The sequence below is a fragment of the Robiginitalea sp. SC105 genome (genome assembly GCF_014243345.1).
Classification (GTDB): Bacteria; Bacteroidota; Bacteroidia; order Flavobacteriales; family Flavobacteriaceae; genus Robiginitalea.
Genome location: NZ_JACLZF010000001.1, coordinates 749,668 through 773,076 on the forward strand (window position 1 = coordinate 749,668; position 23,409 = coordinate 773,076).

A 23,409-nucleotide genomic window follows, 5' to 3' on the forward strand; every position below is an offset into this window, starting at 1 on the left:
AGCCTATGTTTGCCCAAAAAGTATTTAAAGCCATGGCCGACACCAAGGTATTCAACATCCATCGTGTTAAACATTTTCTGGTTTTCATTTCCTGCCTGCTTGGCCTGCAAATTTCAGCCCAACAGTTTTCCAGATCAGCGGTCCTGTCCGACCTGGAATATTTAAGATCCTCACTGGAAGCGACCCATTTTGATCTATACGCCTATACCTCCAAAAAAGCCTTTGAGGAGAATTATTCAGAGGTCAGAAAACAAATCAAAAGCGACAGTCTGACCTTATTGGAGGTTATCAACCTTTTTCAAAGGGTCGTCTCCAGGGCCAATAATGCGCATACCCGAATCGTGTTTCCTGTTCAGCCCTATATCGCCTATGCGGAATCGGGCGGACGGGTTTTCCCCCTGGAGGTTGCCATTGAAAACGGGAAGGCGCTGGTCAGGAAAAACTGGTCAACCAATGCCAGTATTCCTATTGGAGCCGAGTTGAAGGCCATTAACGGAATGCCAATAGATGAAGTTTTCAGGGAAATATATCCGCAGATATCCGCGGAGCGCCTTTATTTCAAAAATGCCCAATTGGAGGGATTTACGCTTCCCAGGTTTTATTGGCAGGTTTTTGGTGAGCAGCAGGAATTTCAGGTTGAAATTGTGCACAACGGCAGGCATTCAACCCAGGAGCTCAAAGCCATAAAGGCAATGGAGGAATTTGAAATGAAGCGGGATGATATCCTGAAGCGCGACCGGGATCTTGTATATCCTTCAAATTCCACAGCATATCTGCGCCCGGGAGAATTTGGGGGCGAGGAAGACTTATACAGGCAATTCATAGATTCTGCGTTTGCCGACATCCATGCGAAGATGCCCGACAACCTGATCATTGATTTAAGGAACAACCCCGGTGGCGATGACGCCTTCAGCGATTATCTGGTATCGTATATTGCGGATAAGCCCTTTAAATGGGCCTCAAGGTTTCAGCTCAAAACCAATGATATTTTGAAGGAACATGTCCGGCAAACCAAAGACACGACCGAGGCTTACTGGAAATCCGTATTAGCGCATAAAAGCGGTGCGGTTTACGAATTTGATTTTGGCTATCACGAGCCTCAACCACAGGACAAAAGGTATAATGGCAGGGTCTATGTGCTGGTAAACCGCCACTCATATTCACAAGCTGCGGTAACCGCCTCCCAGATACAGGATTATGGTTTTGGACAGATAGTTGGGGAAGAAACGGCTGAATTCCCTAACCTTTACGCCTCCATTTTCAGTTATAAACTGCCTGAAACAGGAATCAACGTGGACGTATCCAAAGGAAAAATCCAACGTGTATCCGGCACAGACAATAAAATGGGCGTTATCCCGGACATCCGCATCAAAGACCATCTCCTGGATGAAAACGATGAAGTTCTGGACGGGTTATTAAAACAAATAGAAAATAAGTTCTGAGCACGAACGCATATTCGCCTCCATCGGAATTCCAATCTGTTTGAACCTTAAATATCCGCCTCCCGGAAATACTTTCGATGCATACAACGCACCGCACTTCACGGCGAATGTGTAGCTTTGCATAAGGAAGAATTTCTATGCTGGAGCGGACAAACACGGAATATGAGAAGGCGGTACTGATCGGGATCATTACCCGCGAACAACCCGAGGAGAAGGTAAACGAATACCTGGATGAACTCGAGTTCCTGACCTATACGGCCGGGGGGGAAGTGGTCGGCCGGTTCGTGCAGCGGGTGGATGTCCCCAATCCCAAGACCTTTATCGGCAGCGGGAAACTGGAGGAAGTACAGGCTTTTGTGAAGGAGGAGGAAGTGGGTTCCGTCATCTTCGACGACGAGCTGAGCCCGGTGCAGCAGCGGAATATCGAAAAGCAGCTCCGCTGCAAGATCATCGACCGGACCGGCCTGATCCTGGATATATTTGCCCAGCGGGCCACTACCAGCTATGCGCGCACTCAGGTGGAGCTCGCCCAGTACGAATACCTCCTGCCCCGGCTTACAGGGCTCTGGACCCACCTGGAACGGCAGCGCGGGGGTATCGGGATGCGGGGCCCCGGTGAAACGGAGATCGAAACCGACCGGCGGATCGTCCGGGACCGGATCTCCCTGCTGAAGAAGAAACTGGCCAAGATCGACAAACAGATGGAGACCCAGCGGGGCAACCGGGGTTCCCTGGTGCGGGTTGCCCTGGTGGGCTATACGAATGTCGGCAAGTCCACCCTGATGAACGTGATCAGCAAAAGCGAGGTGTTCGCCGAGAACAAGCTGTTCGCAACCCTAGACACCACCGTGCGCAAGGTGGTGCTCGGGAACCTGCCCTTCCTGCTCAGCGATACGGTGGGGTTTATCCGCAAGTTGCCCACCCAGCTGGTGGAGAGTTTTAAAAGCACCCTGGACGAGGTGCGGGAGGCCGACCTGCTGCTGCACGTGGTGGACATTTCCCACCCGAATTTCGAGGAACACATCGAGTCGGTCAACCAGATCCTGGCGGAAATAGACTGCGCCGACAAGGAAACCCTGATGGTCTTCAACAAGATCGACCTTTACGAAGCGGAACACCTGGACGAGGACGACCTGGTCACCCCGCGCACCGACAGGCACAATACCATTGAGCAGTGGAAAGCCACCTGGATGCAGCGGTCCGGGGATGCCATCTTTATCTCGGCCCTGAACAAGGAAAACCTGGACGAATTCCGCAAGCGTGTCTATAAGCGGGTGCGGGACATCCACGTGACCCGCTTCCCGTACAACAACTTCCTCTACCCGGAGAACCTGGATGCCTACAGCCAGTAAGCCATCTATCGGGGTCCCGCAGGGCCGGCTATCGCTGTTGCAGGACCTGCCTTTTGATTCGTCGATGATTTAATACACCTTGTCCGACTGACAACATCCAGGCGCAAATTGGCAACATAAAATGTCAGGATTTAGCAGGAACCTCCTATATTTATACTGTGTTTAAGTGATAGTGTTTATCCCAAATCGCACCGGAACTCATACATGCTAAATAACCAGATGGTAATAACCTACCCCAACGAAAAAGCCCCGACACCAGTCGGGGCTTTTTTCTTTGGGCCGCTTCCCAGGCGGGAAAACCGGCTTTAAATTTCAGCTGTCAGAATTTGTAACTCAGGCCCAGGGTCCAGTAGGTCTGCAGGTCGTTGTCTACCGTATCGAACGTGGCAGCCGTATCCCCCAGGGTGTTGACCGCATAATTCAGGGCCTCCTGCTTGTTGCTCCTCAGGCCGAAATCGAAGCCGACCCCGATCATTTTCCACAGCGTATAGCTGAAGGAGTTTACCCAGGTCCAGTTGTTGAGGTCATCACTTTTGTAACTCATAAAGGCGGAGAGGTTCGATTTAAACGCGATGGCCCCGATTTCCCGGGTATAGTCGGCCACCACCTTTGTACCCAGGGAGGAGTCAAAGATGTCATCCTCATCGCTGAATACAATGTTGTAGTTGAGCGGGTGAACCACTACCACCAGGTTGGTTATGGGCGTCCAGGTACCCCCGACCCCGAGGTCCAGGTAACCCGGGTTGTTGAAATTGTCCAGGAGCGTGGTGCGGTATTCGCCCAGGGCGGAAACCGCGAAATTTTCACTGAGTTTCCAGCCGTAGAGGGAGGTCAGGTTAAAGACGTCTACCGCATTGCGGAACCCGTCGTTGTCGTCCGGGTCGTCCTTGTCGTCCAGCTTCACCCAGCTGAGGTTCACATTCCCGGAGTTGCGCCAGAAGAATTTGTCTTCCTGCAGGTTGGCAAAGGCATTTACGGTAAACCCGATGTTCCCGGAAGAGTTGTTCGGGATCCCCTGGGCGTACCAGTTGCTGAAATTGGAGATGGAACCCCCGATGGTACCGAAGGCGCCGATCTTCCAACCGGGCAGGGCATCGATCTGGCTTTTAATGGCATCGGCCCGCTTCTGGATCGCTGCGATGGAATCCTTTTTCTCCGCCAGGGAAGTCTTCAGTTCGGATTCGCTCTGGGCGAAGGTGGCGCTTGCAGTCAGGATGCAAACCACCGCAAGTAATTTCTTTTTCATGCTGGTTGTGTTTAAATTATAAACGGCAAAAATAAGAAATGTTGATAAATGCAGGGGTTATGAACACTATTTTGAACGAAAAACAGGGACGGAGGAGCAGGCTTCCCCGAAGTGTACCTGTCGCGCCACGCCCTGGAGGCGCTCCAGGGCCCAGAGGTAAGCGGACTGGGGCACCTCTTTCTTACTGCAGCCTTTGATAATCACGGGTTTACCCTCGAAAGGTGCTATATCCAGCGCTTGCAGCCTGTCCCGGAAGGCTACGGTCTCGAGCAGTTCGGGCGACCCGGCAACCACCAGGCGTGCCAGGGGGTTCAGGTAGGAGGTTATCAACAAATAGGCCCAGGCAGGCACGATGGCCTCGGTTGTGGAAAACAGGGCCACATAACCGTCCTTATAAACCGACCAGTCGTGGTTGGCCAGGGCCTCGCGGAATGCCTTTTCCCTCAGGACCAGGCCTTCTTCCAGCCATTGGCTGATATCTATCTGGTGTCGGGGGCCGGCCGGGTAGAGCGCCTCCAGGTCGAGGGTGACCAGGGGGCTGTTGGCGACGCGGTTGACGATTTCCTTTTCCATAGTGTTGTTGGGGATGTTAGTTACCCTTGAATCGAATGGTGTCGGGATCAGCAGGCAACTCCTCTTAAAGCAGGCCCAGCTCCAGCTTGGCTTCCTCGCTCATCAGTTCCTGGGTCCAGGGCGGGTCAAAGGTGATTTCCACCTCCGCGTCAGAGACCAGGTCCAGGGATTTTACCTTTTCCTCCACCTCCACGGGCAGGCTTTCCGCCACGGGGCAATTCGGGGAAGTCAGCGTCATCAGGATCTTGACTTCCCGCTCTTCATTCACGAATACGTCGTAGATCAACCCCAGTTCATAGATGTCCACCGGGATTTCCGGGTCGTAAATGGTTTTGAGCACCCGGACGATTTTTTCGCCCAGTTCCTGTGTATCGATTCCAGTTTCCTGTTCCATAGTTTTTATTATTAAGCCTCAGGACTCCATTTGGGTCTCGTAGGCCAAGGCATAGAGCTTCAGTTGTTTGATCATACTCACCAACCCGTTGGCCCGGGTGGGCGACAGATGTTCCTTCAGGCCGATTTCGTCTATAAAATCCGTTTTGGCCGCGATGATGTCCGACGGCTTCTGGCCCGAAAACGCCCGGATCAGTATGGCGATGATCCCCTTGGTGATGATCGCATCGCTGTCGGCCGTAAAATGCACCCGCCCGTCCTCCAGGTCGGCATGCACCCACACTTTGCTCTGGCAGCCCTTGATCAGGTTTTCATCGGTTTTGTAGCGCGCCTCAATAACCGGCAGGGACTTGCCCAGCTCGATCATGTATTCGTATCGCTGCATCCAGTCGTCGAACATGGAAAACTCGTCTACGATATCGGCTTGTATTTCCTGGATTGGCTGTTGCTCCATATCTGCAAAAGTACGAATTCGAAACGGGTCATTCAACAGAATCTGCGAGTTCCAGAAGCTTGGAAACCAGGGGGCGGATTGGAGCCGGCGGGTTGCCTGCATCGAAGTAGCCTGTTTGTGAATTCCCGCTGGCCCGCCCTACCTCAAGCCTGGCCATGGCAGCACGGTCGGCGGCGCTTTCGGACGTAATGGTCTGCAGCGTCTCCAGGTCGACCGACCCGATAGCCCCGACCTCCTGCAACAGCGACTCCCATTGCCCTGGCGCCAGGGCCCGTTTTTGGGTGCCCGGGTCCAGGCCCCCCTTGGTGACTTCCAGGGATCCGGGTTGTGCAACCACCTCGTAGCGGGACCCCCGCGTTTCCTCCGAGTAGACGATACGGATAACATCCTGATGGCCTCCGGCGGGGACGCACCCCCTGGATGCCAGGACCATGAGCAATAGTAATCCAGGCAGTTTCATAGAGTAATGTTTTTTAAAAATATAAAAAAGGCGCCCTGTGGCGCCTTTTCCTGAAGGTATTTTATGATGGGTTACTGCGCCATGGCTTCCCGGTAACCACCTGCCGTAAAGACAGAAAGCATCCGGCTTTTCTGCCCGTTGGTAAACATATTCAAACACGGGTCGTTGGAGTAATCCATAAAGTTCATGGTCATATCGTTGGTGCCGCAACTCACGGTAGGATAGGTCGGACAGCCACGGCTCGGGCCATCGGCATCCGGCGTATCCGCAACAAAATCGCTGGCCCCGCAGCCACCGTCGCCCCAGATGTGGCGCAGGTTCAGCCAGTGGCCCACTTCGTGAGTGGCCGTCCTGCCGGTTGAATACTGGGTGTTCCCCGTAAACCGGTAGTCCAGTACGATACCATCCGTAGCCCGGTCCCCTCCGGGAAATTGGGCATAACCCAGGATATTTCCACCCCGGTACGGCATGTTGTTGACCACCCAGATATTCAGGTTTTGTTCAGGGTTGACGGTTGGGGAAACGAACTTCATGGAGTCGTCCGGCCTCCAGGAACGCCTGCGGTCGTAGGTGCGGATTACCTGTTCGAGCACAAAGGAGATCCCGATGTTGGATTCAACGGACTGGAACTCTCCCGGAATGGTGGTCCTGCCCGGATTGTCCAGGTTGAAATCCTCGTTAAGGGCTGCTATTTGTTCCTGGATCTGTGAAAGCGGGATGTTTTCACTTTGGGTACGGTAAATGACGTGGAATACCACGGGGATTTCGATGGAACCGTCTGCTGCCAGGCGGGCGGTTTTGCCCTGGGCAATTGCCTCCTTGGTGTGCGCTTCAACGGTATTTAACCGATCGATCAGGCTCGGGTCCGCAGCAATTTGCTGGGCCAGGACATCCATGGCCCCGCACTGGTCGGCAGCGAGCGAAAAGGCTTCCTGGTTTCCGGTTTCCTGGGGGTTGGTCAATGTTTCCCGCTCACAGGATACGGTGAGCACCAGGGTGGCCGCCAGGGCCACAAGCTTGAAATTTTTCATAATGGGAACTGGCTAATGGTTTTTATTCCGCTTAAGATAGAAAATTCCCACAAAGTGTTAGCAATATTTTAACAATTTTCGATGAAGGCAACCTGATTCCCTTAGTGGAAATAGCCCCGGCATTTGGGACGGCAGTTTCAGGAAAGCATCTGCCGGGCCTTCTCCACGGCCGCCACGAGCCGGTCGGCCTCCTCCCGGGTATTGTAGAAGCTGAAACTCGCGCGGACCGTTCCCGGGATCTTGTAGAAGTCCATCACCGGCTGGGCGCAGTGGTGCCCGGTGCGGACAGCAATCCCCAGTTTGTCCAGGATGGTGCCGATGTCATAGGGGTGGATCCCCTCCAGGTTGAAGGAAATGACGGAGGTTTTGCGGGCAGCCTGCCCGTAGATTTTCAGGCCTGGGATTTTCAGGAGTTCCGCGGTGGCATAGTCCAGGAGTTCCGCCTCATATCCGGAGATGGCTTCCATCCCGATGGCGTTGAGGTAGTCCAGGGCCGCCCCGAAGGCGATGCCCCCGCAGATATTGGGCGTTCCGGCCTCGAATTTGTGTGGCAGGCCGGCATAGGTGGTCTTCTCAAAAGTTACTTCTTCGATCATCTCCCCCCCGCCTTCGTAAGGGGGCAACTTTTCCAGCCAGGCTTCTTTCCCGTAGAGGGCACCCACCCCGGTGGGGCCGCACAGCTTATGGGCGGAGACGGTATAGAAATCCACATCCAGCGCCTGCAGGTCGGCACGGATATGGGGGGCTGCCTGGGCGCCGTCCACCAGGACGGCGGCACCGGCCCCGTGGGCCAGGTCAATGATTTCCTCAATGGGGTTTACCGTGCCCAGCGCATTGGACACGTGATTGACAAAGACCAGTCGCGTCCGGTCCGAAAGGCCTTCCCGGAAGGATGCGAGTTCCAGCTCCCCGTTTTGGTTCATGGGGATTACCCGTAGGCGGGCCCCGGTTCGCTCGCACAGCATTTGCCAGGGGACGATGTTTGAGTGGTGCTCCATGGCGGACACCCACAATTCATCCCCCTGCTTCAAAAACCCCGTAAAGCCCCTTGCCACCAGGTTGATGCCGTGGGTGGTCCCGGAGGTCATGATGATTTCATGGGCCCTGGCCGCATTGAAATGCTTCTGGATCTTGATGCGCGCCTGTTCGTAGGCGTCCGTGGCTTCCTGGGAAAGCGTGTGGACACCCCGGTGGATGTTTGCATTGTACCGGGAGTAATAATCCACGATGGCATCCATCACCTGCTTCGGGGTCTGGGAGGTGGCCGCATTGTCCAGGTAGACCAAAGGCTGCCCGTTGACCTTTCGGCTGAGGATGGGAAAATCCTTCCGGATTTTTTCAATATCGAGGGTGGCGGTTTTCATAGTGACAAAGATACCCAAGGCACGGCACTTGTGGGGTTAACATCCCCGTAAAATTAGAGGACCGGCAAAGATTCCGATGGGCGCGAAACCTGCAGGATTCCGGTATCAGCCTGTGATAAAATCACAGGTCAAACCCGAGGTGCACCCCGAGTTTCTCAGCGATCAGGCGGTTGATGCGGCCCTTGAGTTCCGGGATACGCACGCTTTCCAGCACATTGTTGGCAAAGGCGTACATCAGCAGGGCCGAAGCCTCTTTTTTGCCGATCCCGCGGGAACGCAGGTAAAACAATGCCTCCTGGTCCAGCTGGCCAATGGTACAGCCATGGGAGCACTTCACGTCGTCCGCGAAGATCTCCAGCTGGGGCTTCGTGTTCACCGACGCCCGGTCGCTGATAAGCAGGTTGTTGTTCTGCTGGAAGGCGTTGGTTTTCTGGGCGATCTTGTCCACGATGATCTTCCCGTTGAAGACCCCGGTGGACTGGTCGCCGAAGATGCCCTTGTAGTCCTGGTGGCTCTCGCAGTTGGGTTGCTGGTGGTGGACCAGGGTGTGGTGGTCCACATGCTGCTTGTCGCCCAAGATGGTCACCCCTTTCAGGATGGAATTCATGTGGTTGCCGTCCTGGAAGAAATTCAGGTTGTTCCGGGTGAGCTTGCCCCCGAAGGAGAAGGTGTGCACGCTTACCTGGCTGTTTGTCTTCTGGTCGATGTACGTATTGTCGATCAGGGATGCGGTGGAATGGTCCGTCTGCACCTTGTAGTAATCGATAATGGCGTCCTTCCCGGCAAAGATCTCGGTCACCGAATTGGTGAGTACCTCGTTGGTGGTCAGGCTCTGGTGGCGCTCGATTACCTGTAACTCGGCATTCTCTTCCGCGATGATCAGGTTCCGGGGCTGCAGCATGAGCGACGCCTCGTTGCCGGTAGACAGATGGAGGATTTCCACTGGTTTGCGGGGTGCCTTGTTCTTTGGGATGTAAATGTAGGCCCCTTCGCGGGTGAATGCGGTGTTCAGGGTGGTCAGGGACTCTTCCCGGGAGGCGATTTTGTTGAAATATACGTCAATGATGGGCCGGTACATCGGTTTGGTGAGTGCGGAGCTCATCAGGCAGATGTCCACCCCGTCATGGGTGGTCTCCGAGAGGTAGGAACTGTAAATGCCGTCGATAAACACGATTTTGTAGGTGTCGATCTCGTGCAGGAAGTATTGCTTGACTTCCCGGTAATCCAGCGTGCTGTCCTCCTTGGGGAACAGGCTGAAATCCACTTTCTGCAACGGGGCCAGGGAAGTGTATTTCCAGGCCTCCATCTTCCGGTGGGGGAATCCCTTTTCCTCGAAATTCCTGATGGCCTCGGAACGGATGTCGTGGACAGGGCTGTCCATATCCACCTGGTTTTCAAAGGCCATAAAGGAGGCGAGTAACTTCTCTTTCAATTCCATAATCTTCGTTCAGACGCTTTTGAATTCGCTTTTACTTACAGTACGGCTTCCTGCTTGATCCAGTCGTAGCCTTTCTCCTCCAGTTCCAGGGCGAGTTCCTTATCGCCGGACTTGACGATTTTCCCGTCGTGCATCACGTGCACGAAATCCGGGATGATGTAGTCCAGCAGCCGCTGGTAGTGGGTGATCACCACAAAGGCATTTTCTTCGCTGCGGAGCCGGTTCACCCCGTTGGCCACGATGCGCAGCGCATCGATGTCCAGGCCGGAATCGGTTTCGTCAAGGATCCCGAGTTTGGGCTGCAGCATGGCCATCTGGAAAATTTCGTTCCGTTTTTTCTCCCCTCCGGAAAATCCTTCATTAAGGGAACGCGACAGGAATTTCCGGTCGATTTCCAGCAGTTCTGCTTTTTCGCGGATCAGCTTAAGCATCTGGTTGGCGGGCATTTCCTGCAGTCCCTGGGCCTTGCGCGTTTCGTTGATGGCCGTCTTCATAAAGTTGGTCACCGATACCCCGGGAATTTCCACGGGATACTGGAAGGAAAGGAAAATACCCTTGTGGGCGCGCTCCTCCGGCGACAACTCGTCGATATCCTCCCCTTCGAAGAGGATTTTACCCCGGGTCACGTCGAATTCTTCCTTCCCGGCAATCACGGATGCGAGGGTGCTTTTTCCCGAACCGTTCGGGCCCATGATGGCATGGACCTCTCCCGGGTTTACTTCCAGGTTGATCCCCTTGAGGATCTTTTTGTTGTCTATTCCTGCGTACAGGTTCTTTATCTTGAGCATAATCGTCAGTTTAAATACTTGGGTGCCAGGGGAAGCCTGGCAAAATCTTTTTTGCTGTGCTGTATGTAGACCGCTGCGCCGGTGGAATCTGCAAAAGCCTCAAAGGCCTCCATGCTCTCCAGGGTTTTCGATGCGTCCCAGTTGAAAATTGGTACGCGCCGGTGTTCGCGGTTCCGCTCAAAGTGGTACATGTCGCCGGTCAGGAGTACGGGCCCAGCCTCAGGCAATTCCAGGTAGAGGGCGCTGTGCCCCGGGGTATGGCCTGGCAAAAGCTTGATCACCACGGTGCCATCTCCGAATACATCGTAATCCCCGGAGATTTTCTGCAGGTTTTCAATGTCGTTGACCGCGTTGTACATATCTGGCTGCTGCTCCTGCACCTCCGGGCTCATCACAAAATCGTATTCGGCCTCCTGCACAAGCCAGGTGGCATTGGGGAGGGACTCTGCGTGCCCGCTGTGATCAAAGTGGGTATGGGACAGGGACAGGTAATCAATGTCTGCAGGGGTCATGCCGATGGCCTGCAGCTGTGTGGCCAGGGAATCCGGGCGGGATACCGTAAAGGCGCCGTCCGGGGAGGTAAAGGGTTCCGCCATGGCAACCAGGCCTTCGGAAAGGCCCGCATCCCACATCAGGGTACCCTTTGGGTGCACTACTACGTAATAAGCATCGGCAAATTCGGCACTTTCCCCCCGGTAGGTGGTGTCCTGGGAAAAAAGTTCCAGGTTGTTGACCTGTACGGTCCCGCCGTCCAGGGCGTATAACCGGACATCCGGGGCCAAGGCTTCAGCAGCTTCGGCTGATTTTTCCTTGTCTTCCTTACAGGCCGCCAGGACCAGTAACAGGGCGCCAACCCCCATAAGCATACGGATGCTACTATACATGGTTGTTTGAGAAAATTTCATTATCCTACAGATCCTTCCAGGCTGATTTCCAATAATTTCTGGGCTTCTACCGCAAATTCCATCGGGAGTTTGTTCAGGACTTCCTTGCTGAAACCGTTTACGATAAGCGCTATGGCCTTCTCGGTTTCGATGCCGCGCTGGTTGCAATAGAAGATCTGGTCTTCGCCGATCTTGCTGGTGGTCGCCTCGTGTTCTATCTGGGCGGTGCTGTTGTTCACCTCGATATACGGGAAAGTATGTGCCCCGCATTCGTTGCCCATTAGCAGGGAGTCGCACTGGGAGAAGTTCCGGGCATTCTTTGCCCGGCGCCCCACCTGCACGAGCCCGCGGTAACTGTTTTGGGAATGGCCGGCAGAAATCCCCTTGGAGATGATCGTGCTCCGGGTATTGTTGCCCAGGTGGATCATCTTGGTTCCCGTATCTGCCTGCTGGTGGTTGTTCGTAACGGCGATGGAGTAGAACTCGCCGATGGAATTGTCCCCTTTCAACACGCAGGATGGATACTTCCAGGTGATGGCCGAACCGGTTTCCACCTGGGTCCAGGAGATCTTGGCATTTGTTTCGCACAGGCCCCGTTTGGTGACGAAGTTGTACACCCCGCCTTTGCCTTCCTTGTCGCCGGGGAACCAGTTCTGGACGGTTGAATACTTAATTTCGGCATCGTCCAGGGCAATGAGTTCCACCACGGCGGCATGGAGTTGGTTTTCGTCCCGGGACGGTGCAGTACACCCTTCCAGGTAGCTCACATAGCTGCCTTTGTCCGCCACCACCAGGGTCCGCTCAAACTGGCCGGTACCGGCCTGGTTGATCCGGAAGTAGGTGGAGAGCTCCATGGGGCAGCGCACACCCTTCGGGATGTAGCAGAACGACCCGTCGGAGAAAACCGCCGAGTTCAGTGCCGCATAGAAATTGTCCTTGCGGGGCACCACGGTGCCGAGGTATTTTTTAACGAGTTCCGGGTGTTCCTTGATCGCCTCGGAGATGGAGCAGAAAATAATGCCCTTTTCCGCCAGCGTCTTCTTGAAGGTAGTTGCCACGGAAACGGAATCCATCACATAGTCCACGGCCACGCCGGCCAGTTTCTTTTGCTCCTCGATGGGGATGCCCAGCTTCTGGAAGGTTTCCCGCAGTTGGGGGTCCACCTCGTCCAGGCTGTCGTACTTGGGTTTTTTATTGGGGGCCGAGTAATAGGAAATCGCCTGGAAATCGGGCTTCTTGTAGTGGATATTTGCCCATTCGGGCTCCACCATTTTCTTCCAGTGGCGATAGGCTTCCAGCCGCCAATGCGTCATCCAGTCCGGCTCTTCCTTCTTTTTGGAAATCGCAATGACAACCTCCTCGCTCAGCCCAATGGGGAGGGTGTCCGACTCGATATCCGTATAGAAACCGTATTCGTATTCCTTGGTTTCCAGTTCTTTCTTAAGTTCCTCTTCGGTGTATGCCATGAATTGTGCTTATTTCTTTTGCCAGACTGCCGATACCGGCAGGCCGGACGGTTTTAAAGCGAAAAGCTTTCTCCGCAACCGCAGGTGCGCTGGGCATTCGGGTTGTTGAACACGAAGCCCTTGCCATTCAACCCGCCGGAATATTCCAGGGTGGTCCCGACCAGGTATAAAAAGCTCTTTTTATCCACGATGATTCGAACGGAATTGTCCTCGAAGACCTTGTCGGCCTCATCGGCCTCGCGGTCGAACCGGAGCTCGTAGGATAAACCGCTGCAACCGCCGCTCTTGACCCCCACCCGGACATAGTCCGTGCCGGCGTTGAAGCCTTCTTCCTGCATGAGGGAGACGACCTTCTGGCGCGCAGTTTCCGATACTTTGATCATTCTAAATTGGATTTATTCTAAATAGTGCACAAATATAGCCAAAACAGGCGGGTTTCCCATCATTGCTAACATTATTATAACGTATGGGGAGATTGGGGTTTTCTATGGGGTTTTGGGGCTTGCCTAACGGATGCGGAGCAGGATCATGAGGTCGTTATTCCCGGTATTGCACCAGGCGGGGGCAAGGGGGCTGCTTCTACCGGGCAACCCGGAATGTGTATTCTTTCCAACATCATGGGGTCGTTTCGGAAGCCTGGATTACAAAGAGACCGCGGTCGATATCTCCGATGAGCACCAACCCGCTGGGCAGGTAGGGGTAAACGCTCCAGGCGCCGCTGAATGCCGGGCTGTCGGAGCCGGGGTAGGTGTCAAAGGAGCCCACCTCCGTCATTTGCTGTGCATCCAGCCCGGAAATGTCCACGATCCGGACACCGGCGGTGTAGTTGGCCAGGAAGAACCGGTCTCCGAGCACGTAGCCGTTGTGGTCGATGGCAGTGGTTGGGCCCGAGTAGGTGAAGGATATCACCGGGTTGTCGAGGTCCTGGAAATCGAAAACGATCGTGCGGCTGTTGAAGCCGAAATTCAGTTCGTCCACTTCGTCCCCGAGGATAAAATAGCGCTGGTCTTCGCTGAACCAGCCCTGGTGCGGATATCCAAGGTTTGGATAGCCTATCCCGGCAACCTCCACGGGCTGGTCCTTATCGGTCACATCCAGGATGACAACCCGGGTTTCATTGGCGCCAACCAGGATTTCCCGCCCGGAGTAATCCGCGTCCGGCCCCTGGTAAAGCACCACCTGGGCGTCATGGGTATAGCCGGCACCGGAGTACCCACCGGCATCCACCGGCAGCGCCGGGTTGCCCAGGTCGATAAAATGAGGCCCGCCCTGGTAGGGCAATACAGGCCCCGTCCCAACGGCATAGGCGTAACCGGTGTTTTCTTCGATCACCAGGTTGTGGGCATTCCCGAATGCCGTATACTCGAAAGTGGGACTGAAGGTGACGGGCGGTGAGGTAACCCCGCGCAGGGCGGTGAGGTCGAAAACCTGCATGCCGTGCCCACCCGCCTCGGAAACGATGTAGGCGTGGTTGCGGTACACCTTGATGTCCCGCCAGGCGCTGGATACGGTTTGGGTGGGGAGTTTGCCGAGGTATACCGGGTTTTCCGGGTTTTCCAGGGACACAAAGGCGGTGCCGTTATCCAGGCCTACCAGGGCATATTCCGTCCCGTCGGCCGGGTCTGCCCAGCCCCAGATATCATTGCCGGAGCCTGCCCCGAGGTCGTCCAGGTCCAGGCGGGCCACCAGGTCGTAACCGGAACACGGGAAATTGCCGGCCATCCCATCCATGCAGGGAGTGAAGCCGGTTGGTTCGGTTACGTTGGCATCCGGGTCCCGATCCGGATCGGGGTTGGTACCCATGACCGGGGTATCGTCAGATCCGGAGCACCCGGCAAGGATAAGCAGGAACAGGGACACCCATAAGAAGGCCTTGATTGCGGGCTTTTCCACGCGCTATTTTTTATTTAAAGATACACTATAATGCGGATCCGCCTTACTTTTGCACCATGTTCGACAACAAAGACAACACGCCGACCGACCTTGAAAAACTCGGGGAATTCGGCCTGATCCGCCACCTGACGCACCATCTGAAAACCCGGCAACCTTCCACCCTGGTCGGCATAGGGGACGATGCGGCCCTGCTGGGATTCGGCGAAACCGAGGTGGCCGTTACCACCGACATGCTCGTGGAAGGGGTGCATTTTGACCTGGGGTATGCCCCTCTCAAACACCTGGGCTATAAGGCGGTAGTGGTGAACCTGAGCGATGTATATGCCATGAACATGCACCCGACTCAGGTGACGGTTTCCATGGCCTTTTCCAACCGCTTTCCCCTGGAGGCAGTCGAAGAGCTTTACGCCGGCATTGCCCTGGCCGGTGAAATCTATGGGGTGGATATCGTAGGGGGTGACACCACCTCCTCAAACAAGGGGTTGATACTGAGCATCACGGCCATTGGCCAGGCACCCAAAGGCACGGCCGTCCGCAGGAGTGGGGCCAGCCCGAATGACCTGCTCGTCCTCAGCGGCGACCTGGGCGGGGCCTATCTCGGTCTGCAGGTACTCCGCCGGGAACAGGAAGTCTTTAAGGTGAACCCGAAGCACCAACCGGACCTGGAACCCTACAGTTATCTGGTGGAGCGCCAACTGAAGCCAGAGGCGCGCAAGGATGTGGTGGAATTGCTGTCGAAACTGGGGGTAAAACCCACGGCCATGATCGATATCAGTGACGGCCTGTCTTCGGAGATCCTGCATTTGTGCGAGGCCGGGGGTGTGGGGTGCCGGTTGTTCGAGGACAAGATCCCGCTGGACCCGTCGGCCCAGTCGGTTTGTGAGGAGTTCAACCTGGACAGTACCACGGTTGCGTTAAGCGGGGGAGAGGATTACGAGTTGCTTTTTACCATCCGGCAGGAAGATTTCCCGAAAATAAAAGCCAACCCTTCCTTGAGTGTCATTGGCCATATGGCCGAAAAAGAGGCTGGGGCCCAGCTGGTAACGCGCAGTGGGGAACAGCTCCCGCTGACGGCCCGTGGCTGGAACGCATTTGGCAAGGGGGGGTGATCAGGCTACCTGTTGGTGCGTATGCGCGGCGTGTCGCTTCTGGTAGATAAGCTCCAGGGTTTGGTTGATTTCCCGCAGTTCCGGTGTCAGGTTAGACAGGTTCCCGCTGACGTCGGTGGTTACCTGTTTCCCGCAATGTACACAGGAGTATTCCTTGATATGCGAGGTTACTTTTTTGGAGACCGAGAAGTGGTGGCCGAAGATTGTGCAGAAGAGCTTCTTCATGGTGTAGGTTTTAGGGGTTAGGGCTGTCGCTGATGATCCGGGTATGCCGCTAACAACGCCAGCCGAAAAAATTTCCGATTCTTCCGTTTCCCTATAGTGCGCTCTTAGTGCTTGTCCTTCATTCACAACGACGCTATATACGGTTTTATTGAGCGGCCCGGATGTTTTTTGATTATTTTCGATGAATAACCTGATTGCAGTATCCGATGACCCTGAACCGGCCCCCCGACTTTTCCAGTTTTCCGCAATGAGCCCCAGATCCATCCTCGTATTGGGACTTGCCCTTTTCTCCCTCTTTTTCGGGGCAGGCAACCTGATCCTCCCCCCGCAGCTCGGGTGGCGGGCGGAATCCTTTTGGTGGGTGGTGTGCCTCGGCTTTTGCCTGTCGGCCGTGGTGGTGCCCATGTTCGGCATCCTGGCGCATGCCCGCCTGCAGGGCACCATGTTTGATTTCGCAAAAAAGGTGTCCACACCCTTCAGCCTCGTTTATTGCTTCCTCGTTTACGGGATTGCCCTGGCGCTGCCATCGCCCCGGACGGCAGCCGTGACCCATGAAATGGCCATCGCCCCTTTTATCGGTACGCCCCCATTGGCGACAAGCCTGGTATATTTCGGGCTCGTATTCGTACTGGTGATGAACCGCTCCCAATTGGGCAGCCTGATTGGCAAATACCTGACACCGGTGATCCTGGCCGTGTTGCTGCTGCTGATCGGCAGCATGCTATTCTGGCCGCCGGAACCGGAAACGGCCCGTTCCCTGTCCCAACCCTTTACCGTTGGGATGCTTGAGGGGTACCAGACCTTTGATGCCATCGGGGCGATTGTTGGGGGCGGGGTGATCCTGGTGTCCCTGGGGCTGGAAAACCCGGGACTCGATTTCAGCCAGCGATTCCGGGCGGTGGCCCTGTCAGGGGTTTTTGTGGGTTGTTGCTTGCTGTTGCTCTACATGGGCCTGATGTACAGCGGCTCCCTGATGACCTCCGTTTCCCCCGAGGGCGTAACCCGCACCGAATTACTGAGCGACCTGGCCCGTTTCACGCTGGGTCCCGGGGGCCGCATTTTCCTGAGTGTGCTCATTGGCCTGGCTTGTTTTACCACGGCGGTTGGGGTCGTAACCGGGTCCGCTGACTATGTCCGTTCCCGCTTCGGCGATTCCCGGCGCGCCTATACGCTCACTGCCATTGCCGGATGCCTCATGGGGGTGCTTTTCGGGCAGCTGCCGGTGGCCGATATCATTGCGGTGGCCCTCCCTGTCCTGATGTTCATCTACCCGCTCACCATTGTATTGATTTTGCTCAATGCGCTGCCCCTCTCCTGGACGCCGCCCCGGTTGTTCCGGCTGGTAGTGGCCACCACGCTCCTGTTCAGCATCCCGGATTTTGTGGAAAGCCTCCGGCCCGGCTGGATCACTGGGCCCATGGTCAGGTGGATCCCGCTGCAAGAACAGGGGCTTGCCTGGCTGTTGCCGGCAGCCACGGCCTATATAGGCGGAAAATTCTTGATAGGCAGGCAGGGATAATGTAAGTTTACCAATAGAAAAACACCGGCCATGGCGGACTATTACAACTACATCAAATCCCTGCACCTCATCTTTGTCGTGACCTGGTTCGCAGGCCTGTTCTATATGCCGCGGCTATTTATCTACCATATCGAAGGACGGGCCAAACCCGAACCGGAAGCCAGCATCCTGGGCGCCCAGTTCCGCATCATGGAGCGGCGGCTCTGGAACATCATTACCTGGCCCTCCGCGGTGCTCTGCGTGGTGACGGCCGCGGCCCTGCTCTGGATTATGCCCGGGTGGCTTTCCCAGGGCTGGATGCATGTGAAACTGGCATTCGTCCTGTTATTGCTCGTTTATCACTGGGTCATGCACCGGATGTACCTGAAATTCCAGCGGGACGATTTCCAATACACCTCCCGGTTTATGAGGATCTGGAACGAAGGGGCTACCCTTATCCTGTTTGCGGTGGTCTTCCTGGCCATCCTCAAGAACAGCCTGGACTGGATCTACGGCCTGGTTGGATTGCTGCTCCTGGCCGTGCTGATCATGCTGGGGATCCGCCTCTACAAGAGGGTGCGGGAAAAGGAGGAGGCAGGGGAATAACCCGGCCCCAGGATGTTCAAAGGGGGCCGGATGCGGCCTGCGCCGCCTGAATTTTTGGTGCGATTATTGCTATCTTTACCCTAAAGCCGACCGCCTTGTTCAAAAAGATGTCCTTACGGTCCCGGATCTTTGTGTCCATGATCCTGCTGGTCCTCATCGCTTCCGTTCTCATCGCCGGGGTTACCGTTTACCAGTACAGGGAGCAGGCCAGGGACTACCACGAAGACCGGCTGGAGCGGAAGGAGGAGCAGATCATGCAGGCCATCAGCTTTACGCTGCAGCGTACCACCTACCCGGTCACCACCGAAAACCTGGGGCTGATCTTCAAGGATGAGATCTACCGGATAGCAATTATTGAAAACGCCAATTTCAATATCTACGACCTGGACGGGCAGCTCATCAAGAATTCCCGGCCCAAATTCGACAACGATTCCGTTTCCCTCTGCCTGGAAGCCCATGTGCTGAACGCCCTGAGGGGAAGCATCGACAAGCGCTATGTGGAAAAGGCCGCAGCTGCCGGGGATACCTACCAGGCGTCCTACCGTTACATAACGGATGCCAAGTTTAAACCAATAGGTATATTAAACCTGCCCTACTTTGAGGAAAATTCGTTCTACGATATGGAACTGGGCGAATTCATGATGCGCCTCGGGGCGGTATACCTGATCATGCTGCTCAGCGCCATTGCCCTGGCTTACTTCATCTCCAAATACATTACCCGTTCCCTGCAAACGGTATCGGACAAGCTGACCCATACCCGCCTTGCCCGTACCAATGAAAAAATCTTCCTGGACGATCCCAGCGAGGAGATCCGCAAGCTGATCGATGCGTATAACGGGATGATCGACGAGCTGGAACTCAGCGCCACCAAACTGGCCCGGAGCGAAAGGGAACAGGCCTGGAGGGAAATGGCCAAGCAGGTGGCCCACGAAATCAAAAACCCGCTCACCCCGATGCGCCTGAGCGTGCAGAGCTTTGAACGGAAGTTTGACCCCAAAGATCCGCAGGGAAATCAGAAAGTGGCTGAGTTTTCCAAAACGCTTATCCAGCAGATAGATACCCTCAGCAGCATTGCCTCCGCATTTTCGAGCTTCGCCAAGATGCCGGCCCAGCAGAATGAAACCTTGAACGTTGTGGAAATCGTGAAACTGGGGCTGGACATCTTCAATGAACCCTACATCCATTTCATGGCCGAAGAGGAGGAAATTGTGGCCAAGATGGACCGGACCCAGCTGATCCGGGTGGTTACCAACCTGGTGAAGAATGCGATACAGGCGGTCCCGGAGGTGGAACACCCCCGCATCCTCGTCTCGGTTGCGGCAGAAGGCGGATTTGCCCGGATCATGGTGGCCGACAACGGGGTGGGGATCGCAGCGGATAACCGCGACAAGGTATTCGAGCCCAAATTCACGACCAAGTCCAGCGGGATGGGCCTGGGCCTTGGGATGGTCAAAACCATTGTGGAGACCTATGGCGGGCGCATTGAATTTACATCCCAAACGGGCAAGGGCACAGTCTTTACTGTGTTCCTGCCCCTGTTAAAGAACCAAAGCTCAAACATCATCTGAATGTCCGGGCGGGACCGAAGCCCGGCGAGGATTAAGATCCCAACAGACTTTAAAATCTACAGACTTTAAAATTTGATTGTTCGCTATGAAGTTTAAAAACTTAAAAATCAGCAGGCAGGAAAGAGTGGCCAAGGTGGTTATCGACCGGCCCAAAAAACTCAACGCCCTCAACCGGAAGACCATTGGGGAATTGCACGAGGCATTCTCCGCCCTGGACGACGACCCGGAAATCCGTGCCATCGTGCTCAGGGGGAGCGGCCCCAAGGCTTTTGTGGCCGGGGCGGATATAGCCGAATTCGCCTCTTTTGGCCCGGCGGAGGGCCGGGAACTGGCGGCTTCGGGCCAGGACCTGCTTTTCAATTTTGTCGAGAAGATGCATACTCCGGTCATCGCTGCCGTCAACGGGTTCGCCCTGGGAGGGGGGCTGGAGCTGGCCATGGCCTGCCATATCCGGATTGCCAGCCACAATGCCCGCATGGGCCTGCCGGAAGTTTCCCTGGGGGTGATCCCGGGCTACGGGGGGACCCAGCGGCTGCCGGAGCTGATCGGTCGCGGTCGCGCCCTGGAGATGATTCTGAGCGGGGCCATGATCGACGCAGAACGGGCGCTGGAATTCGGCCTGGTCAACCAGGTGACGGCCCTGGAAGACCTGGAAAACCATTGCCTGCAACTCGCGCAGAAAATCGCGAAAAACTCCCCGGTTGCCATCGGCCATGCAATAAATGCGGTAAATGCGGGTTCTAGGATTAGTAATTCCGGGTTTCAGGCCGAAATAGCGGCCTTCGGGACCTGCTTTGGTACCGCCGACTTTGCAGAGGGTACCACGGCCTTCCTCGAGAAGAGGAAGCCCGATTTTCCCGGGAAATAACCCAAATCCGCAAATATGTTTCGGAACCTATGGTTGCTTGCCGCACTGCTGGCCGCAGTATTTTGCCGGGCACAGGAAATGCCCGTGGATTATCAATTCGGCGAAAAATATAACGATCGGTACAAGTATTCGAACCTGGTGACCTTTTCCGAGGCCAACAGCGGCAACAAACTCCTTGTACGTGCCTATTACACCGGGCTCGTCCTTCGTCCAAAGGGTTATTTGATTGAGCGATACAACCCCCAGCTTGAACTGATTGATGAATACAACTACAAGTTCAAGGACGCGGATTTTTTGGATGGTTTTGTTGCCAACGGTCAATTATACCTGTTGTTTTTGCGATACGACCACGAGCAGCTGAGCTATATTTATTCCGTACACCAAAGCCCGATAGGCGACTACATTTTCACCCGGAAGGACCTGCTCAAGGTGCCATCGATTTATGTGGAGGATCCGGTGGACAAGAACTACTACAACCGGAAATTCAATTCCGGGTTCAGCACCACCCTGCTTTTTGACCGGGAGCAAAAAGCCTTCGCCCTGAGCCTGCACCACAAGAAGGGGGACGACAACCGCCACCGAATCCTGGTGTACAATTTCAATCTGCAACCAATCATGGATGTGGATTTCTCTGCAGAGGTGGAGGAGAAAAACTACGCCTTCGAGGCCCTGGAGATATCCCCGGACCTTTCGGCGGCCTTCCTGATCGGCAAGGCCTATTTCCGCAAGAGGCGCTTTAAGGCCGAGGAACGCAAGTACCAGTACGAACTCGTCAGAGTTACAAGGGGAGGTGCCCAGGCGGCATCCTTTGACCAGGAAGGGTTTTATTCGGAGGCCCTCAAACCTATCTGGAAGGATGGGAAACTGCTCTGTGTGGGCTTCTACGCGGACCGAAAGGATGACCGGTACAACGGGCTGGAGTACCTGCAGGTGGATCCGGTGACCCTGAAACCCGGAGCTCATGTCTACAACCCCTTTTCGGAGCAGTTCATGTTCGATAAGTTCGGGGCCGAATCGGAGAAAGCCATCAAAAACCTGGTCTTCAAGGATGTTCAATTCACCGCCGACGGATCCCTGCTGTTCAACGCGGAGGAGTATTTTGTTACCAGCAGCATGCAGTCCGATGCGAGCGGGGGCCGCATCAAGGTGGAACGCTTCCACCACAACGACATCGTAAGCGTCCGCCTTGACCCATCCGGGAAACTGGTTTGGGCAAGGAACATCAACAAGACGGAGGTGACCCAGGGGGACGGGGCCTATGCTTCTTACAGCGCCTACACGAAAGGGGGGAGTACGTATTTCTTTATCTGTACGGCGGCGGAGAGCCCTCAGTTGCTCAACAACGAGCGGCTGATATTCCGCCAGGGACTCAGTCGGAACCGGAACGTATTTTTGATCCGCCTGGATCCCCAGGGCCAGATCACCTGGGAGAAGATCATTGACCAGGCAGAGGCGCGACTGCCCCTGATGGTTTCCAAACCCCTGGTGGACGACAGCGACGACCGGCTTTTCTTCTACGCAAAGCGCGGTAGCAAGAAGCAACTGGTTTCCGTGCATATCCGGGGTTAGGGGAAACGGGTAGCCGTGCGGGTGCTGCTCCCGGATTTCAATCGAAAATGATTTATTGAATAGGAAAAATTCCATAAATTTGGATAATATCCTATTCTATGATCGATCCGAAAAAGGAAATCCGCAAAGGAAGGGGCGCGCAAACCCACAAGGCAAACCGCTTTGAAGCCCTGAGGCAGGAACCCCTGGAGGAGTTCCTGGAGTACAGCCGCCTGTACGGGGAAGCAGAAAAGATCCGAACCACTTACCTGAAGGTCCACCCCAAAACCATTGTCAACAAGGTGACCAGCCCGGATGTCTCCATGCCCTACAGCATGAATCCCTACCAGGGGTGTGAACATGGATGCGTGTACTGCTATGCGCGGAATTCCCACGAGTTCTGGGGTTACGGCCCCGGGCTGGATTTCGAGAGTAAAATCCTGGTCAAGGAAAGCGCCCCGGCCCTGCTGGAAGCCCATATCCGGAAGGCCTCATGGAAAGCGGCTCCCATCGTACTTTCCGGGAACACCGATTGCTACCAGCCGGCAGAGCGCCGATTTGGGATTACCCGCCGCTGCCTGGAGGTGTTCCTCCGTTACCGGCACCCGGTAGGGATCATCACCAAGAACGCCCTGGTCCTTCGGGACCTGGACCTGCTCTGCGACCTGAACGGGCACGGCCTGGTGGGGGTGAATGTTTCCGTAACCTCCCTGGAGGAATCGACGCGCCGACTTCTGGAACCCCGCACCGCAAGTATCCCAAAACGCCTGGAGACCATCCGGGAACTGGCAGAAGCGGGGATTCCGGTCAATGCCATGCTGGCACCGATTATCCCGGGGATCAACAGCCACGAAATCATGGAGCTTGCCAAAGCAGTTGCGGATGCAGGGGCGCGTTCCTTTGGATTCACAGTGGTACGCCTGAACGGGGCGCTTGCGGATTTGTTCGGCGACTGGCTCCAACGGGCCCTGCCGGACCGGGCAGAGAAGGTGCTGTCCCAGATCCGGGCCTGCCATGGGGGCAGCCTCAACGACAGCCGGTTTGGTATCCGCAACAAAGGGGAAGGAGCGATAGCAACCCAGATCCACCAAATGGCCGCGGTGGCCCGGAAGAAATACTTCAGCGACCGGATATTCCCGGACCTGAATTGCGACCTGCATGCCCCATTTAAAGACGGTCAGTTGCGCCTGTTCTGAGTGCAGG

General features: G+C 55.4%; 23 protein-coding genes. 9 read left to right on the top strand and 14 right to left on the bottom strand.

Features of this window, described 5'->3' with window-relative positions; all coding sequences use genetic code 11:
* Positions 1-5: 5 nt before the first annotated feature.
* A complete protein-coding gene (locus tag H7F20_RS03295) occupies positions 6-1,442 on the top strand; it encodes a S41 family peptidase (protein ID WP_185784705.1) in 1,437 nt (478 codons plus the stop codon).
* Between the two features lie 137 nt (positions 1,443-1,579).
* Positions 1,580-2,794: a GTPase HflX gene (gene hflX / locus H7F20_RS03300; protein ID WP_185784706.1), complete on the top strand. Its 1,215-nt coding sequence runs from the start codon at positions 1,580-1,582 to the stop codon at positions 2,792-2,794.
* 319 nt (positions 2,795-3,113) lie between these two features.
* On the opposite strand, the gene H7F20_RS03305 is transcribed toward hflX, so the two are convergent.
* From H7F20_RS03305 to H7F20_RS03365, 13 genes are all read right to left on the bottom strand, one after another.
* Positions 3,114-4,040: a DUF3078 domain-containing protein gene (locus H7F20_RS03305; protein WP_185784707.1), complete on the bottom strand. Its 927-nt coding sequence runs from the start codon at positions 4,038-4,040 to the stop codon at positions 3,114-3,116.
* A 66-nt stretch (positions 4,041-4,106) separates the two neighbouring features.
* A complete protein-coding gene (locus tag H7F20_RS03310; protein ID WP_185784708.1) occupies positions 4,107-4,613 on the bottom strand; it encodes a DUF2480 family protein in 507 nt (168 codons plus the stop codon).
* Positions 4,614-4,677: 64 nt separating this feature from the next.
* Positions 4,678-5,007 (bottom strand): DUF59 domain-containing protein, encoded by a 330-nt coding sequence (locus H7F20_RS03315; protein ID WP_185784709.1) that lies wholly within the window; start codon positions 5,005-5,007, stop codon positions 4,678-4,680.
* 18 nt (positions 5,008-5,025) lie between these two features.
* Positions 5,026-5,460, bottom strand: coding sequence for a SufE family protein (locus tag H7F20_RS03320; RefSeq protein ID WP_185784710.1), 435 nt, complete (start codon positions 5,458-5,460; stop codon positions 5,026-5,028).
* Between the two features lie 28 nt (positions 5,461-5,488).
* A complete protein-coding gene (locus tag H7F20_RS03325) occupies positions 5,489-5,920 on the bottom strand; it encodes a hypothetical protein (protein ID WP_185784711.1) in 432 nt (143 codons plus the stop codon).
* Between the two features lie 71 nt (positions 5,921-5,991).
* Positions 5,992-6,951 carry a zinc metalloprotease gene (locus tag H7F20_RS03330; RefSeq protein ID WP_185784712.1) on the bottom strand — a complete coding sequence of 320 codons (960 nt, stop codon included), beginning with the start codon at positions 6,949-6,951 and terminating at the stop codon, positions 5,992-5,994.
* 137 nt (positions 6,952-7,088) lie between these two features.
* Complete coding sequence (locus tag H7F20_RS03335; RefSeq protein ID WP_185784713.1) at positions 7,089-8,315, bottom strand: aminotransferase class V-fold PLP-dependent enzyme; 1,227 nt, start codon at positions 8,313-8,315, stop codon at positions 7,089-7,091.
* Positions 8,316-8,436: 121 nt separating this feature from the next.
* A complete protein-coding gene (sufD, locus tag H7F20_RS03340) occupies positions 8,437-9,753 on the bottom strand; it encodes a Fe-S cluster assembly protein SufD (RefSeq protein WP_185784714.1) in 1,317 nt (438 codons plus the stop codon).
* 35 nt (positions 9,754-9,788) lie between these two features.
* Complete coding sequence (gene sufC / locus H7F20_RS03345) at positions 9,789-10,541, bottom strand: Fe-S cluster assembly ATPase SufC (protein ID WP_185784715.1); 753 nt, start codon at positions 10,539-10,541, stop codon at positions 9,789-9,791.
* Positions 10,542-10,546: 5 nt separating this feature from the next.
* Positions 10,547-11,425: an N-acyl homoserine lactonase family protein gene (locus H7F20_RS03350; RefSeq protein ID WP_255443967.1), complete on the bottom strand. Its 879-nt coding sequence runs from the start codon at positions 11,423-11,425 to the stop codon at positions 10,547-10,549.
* A gap of 20 nt (positions 11,426-11,445) precedes the next feature.
* Positions 11,446-12,891: a Fe-S cluster assembly protein SufB gene (sufB, locus tag H7F20_RS03355; protein ID WP_185784716.1), complete on the bottom strand. Its 1,446-nt coding sequence runs from the start codon at positions 12,889-12,891 to the stop codon at positions 11,446-11,448.
* A gap of 53 nt (positions 12,892-12,944) precedes the next feature.
* Positions 12,945-13,274, bottom strand: a complete 330-nt coding sequence (locus H7F20_RS03360) for an iron-sulfur cluster assembly accessory protein (protein ID WP_015753167.1) — start codon at positions 13,272-13,274, stop codon at positions 12,945-12,947.
* A 232-nt stretch (positions 13,275-13,506) separates the two neighbouring features.
* Positions 13,507-14,784: a choice-of-anchor B family protein gene (locus H7F20_RS03365; RefSeq protein WP_370588467.1), complete on the bottom strand. Its 1,278-nt coding sequence runs from the start codon at positions 14,782-14,784 to the stop codon at positions 13,507-13,509.
* Between the two features lie 56 nt (positions 14,785-14,840).
* Between H7F20_RS03365 and thiL the strand changes: the two genes are divergently transcribed.
* On the top strand, positions 14,841-15,893 hold the full coding sequence (thiL, locus tag H7F20_RS03370; protein WP_185784717.1) for a thiamine-phosphate kinase: 1,053 nt from the start codon (positions 14,841-14,843) through the stop codon (positions 15,891-15,893).
* On the opposite strand, the gene H7F20_RS03375 is transcribed toward thiL, so the two are convergent.
* Positions 15,894-16,118 (bottom strand): hypothetical protein, encoded by a 225-nt coding sequence (locus H7F20_RS03375; RefSeq protein ID WP_185784718.1) that lies wholly within the window; start codon positions 16,116-16,118, stop codon positions 15,894-15,896.
* A gap of 181 nt (positions 16,119-16,299) precedes the next feature.
* Here H7F20_RS03375 and brnQ point away from each other — a divergent pair, with 181 nt between their 5' ends.
* From brnQ to H7F20_RS03405, 6 genes are all read left to right on the top strand, one after another.
* Entirely contained in the window at positions 16,300-17,637 is a 1,338-nt protein-coding gene (brnQ, locus tag H7F20_RS03380; RefSeq protein ID WP_255443968.1) for a branched-chain amino acid transport system II carrier protein, read from the top strand.
* 30 nt (positions 17,638-17,667) lie between these two features.
* A complete protein-coding gene (locus tag H7F20_RS03385; RefSeq protein WP_185784720.1) occupies positions 17,668-18,222 on the top strand; it encodes a CopD family protein in 555 nt (184 codons plus the stop codon).
* Positions 18,223-18,359: 137 nt separating this feature from the next.
* Positions 18,360-19,790, top strand: a complete 1,431-nt coding sequence (locus tag H7F20_RS03390) for a PAS domain-containing sensor histidine kinase (RefSeq protein ID WP_185785816.1) — start codon at positions 18,360-18,362, stop codon at positions 19,788-19,790.
* An 85-nt stretch (positions 19,791-19,875) separates the two neighbouring features.
* Complete coding sequence (locus tag H7F20_RS03395) at positions 19,876-20,658, top strand: enoyl-CoA hydratase/isomerase family protein (RefSeq protein WP_185784721.1); 783 nt, start codon at positions 19,876-19,878, stop codon at positions 20,656-20,658.
* Between the two features lie 15 nt (positions 20,659-20,673).
* Positions 20,674-22,227 (top strand): hypothetical protein, encoded by a 1,554-nt coding sequence (locus H7F20_RS03400; protein WP_185784722.1) that lies wholly within the window; start codon positions 20,674-20,676, stop codon positions 22,225-22,227.
* A gap of 98 nt (positions 22,228-22,325) precedes the next feature.
* Positions 22,326-23,402, top strand: a complete 1,077-nt coding sequence (locus H7F20_RS03405; protein ID WP_185784723.1) for a PA0069 family radical SAM protein — start codon at positions 22,326-22,328, stop codon at positions 23,400-23,402.
* Positions 23,403-23,409 lie beyond the last annotated feature (7 nt).

Bases quoted from the DNA above. Each gene is read 5' to 3' on its own strand.
- H7F20_RS03360 (WP_015753167.1), bottom strand. From the start codon at position 13,274: ATGATCAAAGTATCGGAAACTGCGCGCCAGAAGGTCGTCTCCCTCATG.
- H7F20_RS03400 (WP_185784722.1), top strand. From the start codon at position 20,674: ATGTTTCGGAACCTATGGTTGCTTGCCGCACTGCTGGCCGCAGTATTT.
- H7F20_RS03350 (WP_255443967.1), bottom strand. From the start codon at position 11,425: ATGTATAGTAGCATCCGTATGCTTATGGGGGTTGGCGCCCTGTTACTG.
- H7F20_RS03405 (WP_185784723.1), top strand. From the start codon at position 22,326: ATGATCGATCCGAAAAAGGAAATCCGCAAAGGAAGGGGCGCGCAAACC.
- H7F20_RS03330 (WP_185784712.1), bottom strand. From the start codon at position 6,951: ATGAAAAATTTCAAGCTTGTGGCCCTGGCGGCCACCCTGGTGCTCACC.
- H7F20_RS03390 (WP_185785816.1), top strand. From the start codon at position 18,360: ATGATCCTGCTGGTCCTCATCGCTTCCGTTCTCATCGCCGGGGTTACC.
- sufD (WP_185784714.1), bottom strand. From the start codon at position 9,753: ATGGAATTGAAAGAGAAGTTACTCGCCTCCTTTATGGCCTTTGAAAAC.
- H7F20_RS03320 (WP_185784710.1), bottom strand. From the start codon at position 5,460: ATGGAGCAACAGCCAATCCAGGAAATACAAGCCGATATCGTAGACGAG.
- H7F20_RS03385 (WP_185784720.1), top strand. From the start codon at position 17,668: ATGGCGGACTATTACAACTACATCAAATCCCTGCACCTCATCTTTGTC.
- H7F20_RS03310 (WP_185784708.1), bottom strand. From the start codon at position 4,613: ATGGAAAAGGAAATCGTCAACCGCGTCGCCAACAGCCCCCTGGTCACC.
- H7F20_RS03315 (WP_185784709.1), bottom strand. From the start codon at position 5,007: ATGGAACAGGAAACTGGAATCGATACACAGGAACTGGGCGAAAAAATC.
- H7F20_RS03295 (WP_185784705.1), top strand. From the start codon at position 6: ATGTTTGCCCAAAAAGTATTTAAAGCCATGGCCGACACCAAGGTATTC.
- H7F20_RS03335 (WP_185784713.1), bottom strand. From the start codon at position 8,315: ATGAAAACCGCCACCCTCGATATTGAAAAAATCCGGAAGGATTTTCCC.
- thiL (WP_185784717.1), top strand. From the start codon at position 14,841: ATGTTCGACAACAAAGACAACACGCCGACCGACCTTGAAAAACTCGGG.
- H7F20_RS03375 (WP_185784718.1), bottom strand. From the start codon at position 16,118: ATGAAGAAGCTCTTCTGCACAATCTTCGGCCACCACTTCTCGGTCTCC.
- sufB (WP_185784716.1), bottom strand. From the start codon at position 12,891: ATGGCATACACCGAAGAGGAACTTAAGAAAGAACTGGAAACCAAGGAA.
- brnQ (WP_255443968.1), top strand. From the start codon at position 16,300: ATGAATAACCTGATTGCAGTATCCGATGACCCTGAACCGGCCCCCCGA.
- sufC (WP_185784715.1), bottom strand. From the start codon at position 10,541: ATGCTCAAGATAAAGAACCTGTACGCAGGAATAGACAACAAAAAGATC.
- H7F20_RS03395 (WP_185784721.1), top strand. From the start codon at position 19,876: ATGAAGTTTAAAAACTTAAAAATCAGCAGGCAGGAAAGAGTGGCCAAG.
- hflX (WP_185784706.1), top strand. From the start codon at position 1,580: ATGCTGGAGCGGACAAACACGGAATATGAGAAGGCGGTACTGATCGGG.
- H7F20_RS03305 (WP_185784707.1), bottom strand. From the start codon at position 4,040: ATGAAAAAGAAATTACTTGCGGTGGTTTGCATCCTGACTGCAAGCGCC.
- H7F20_RS03325 (WP_185784711.1), bottom strand. From the start codon at position 5,920: ATGAAACTGCCTGGATTACTATTGCTCATGGTCCTGGCATCCAGGGGG.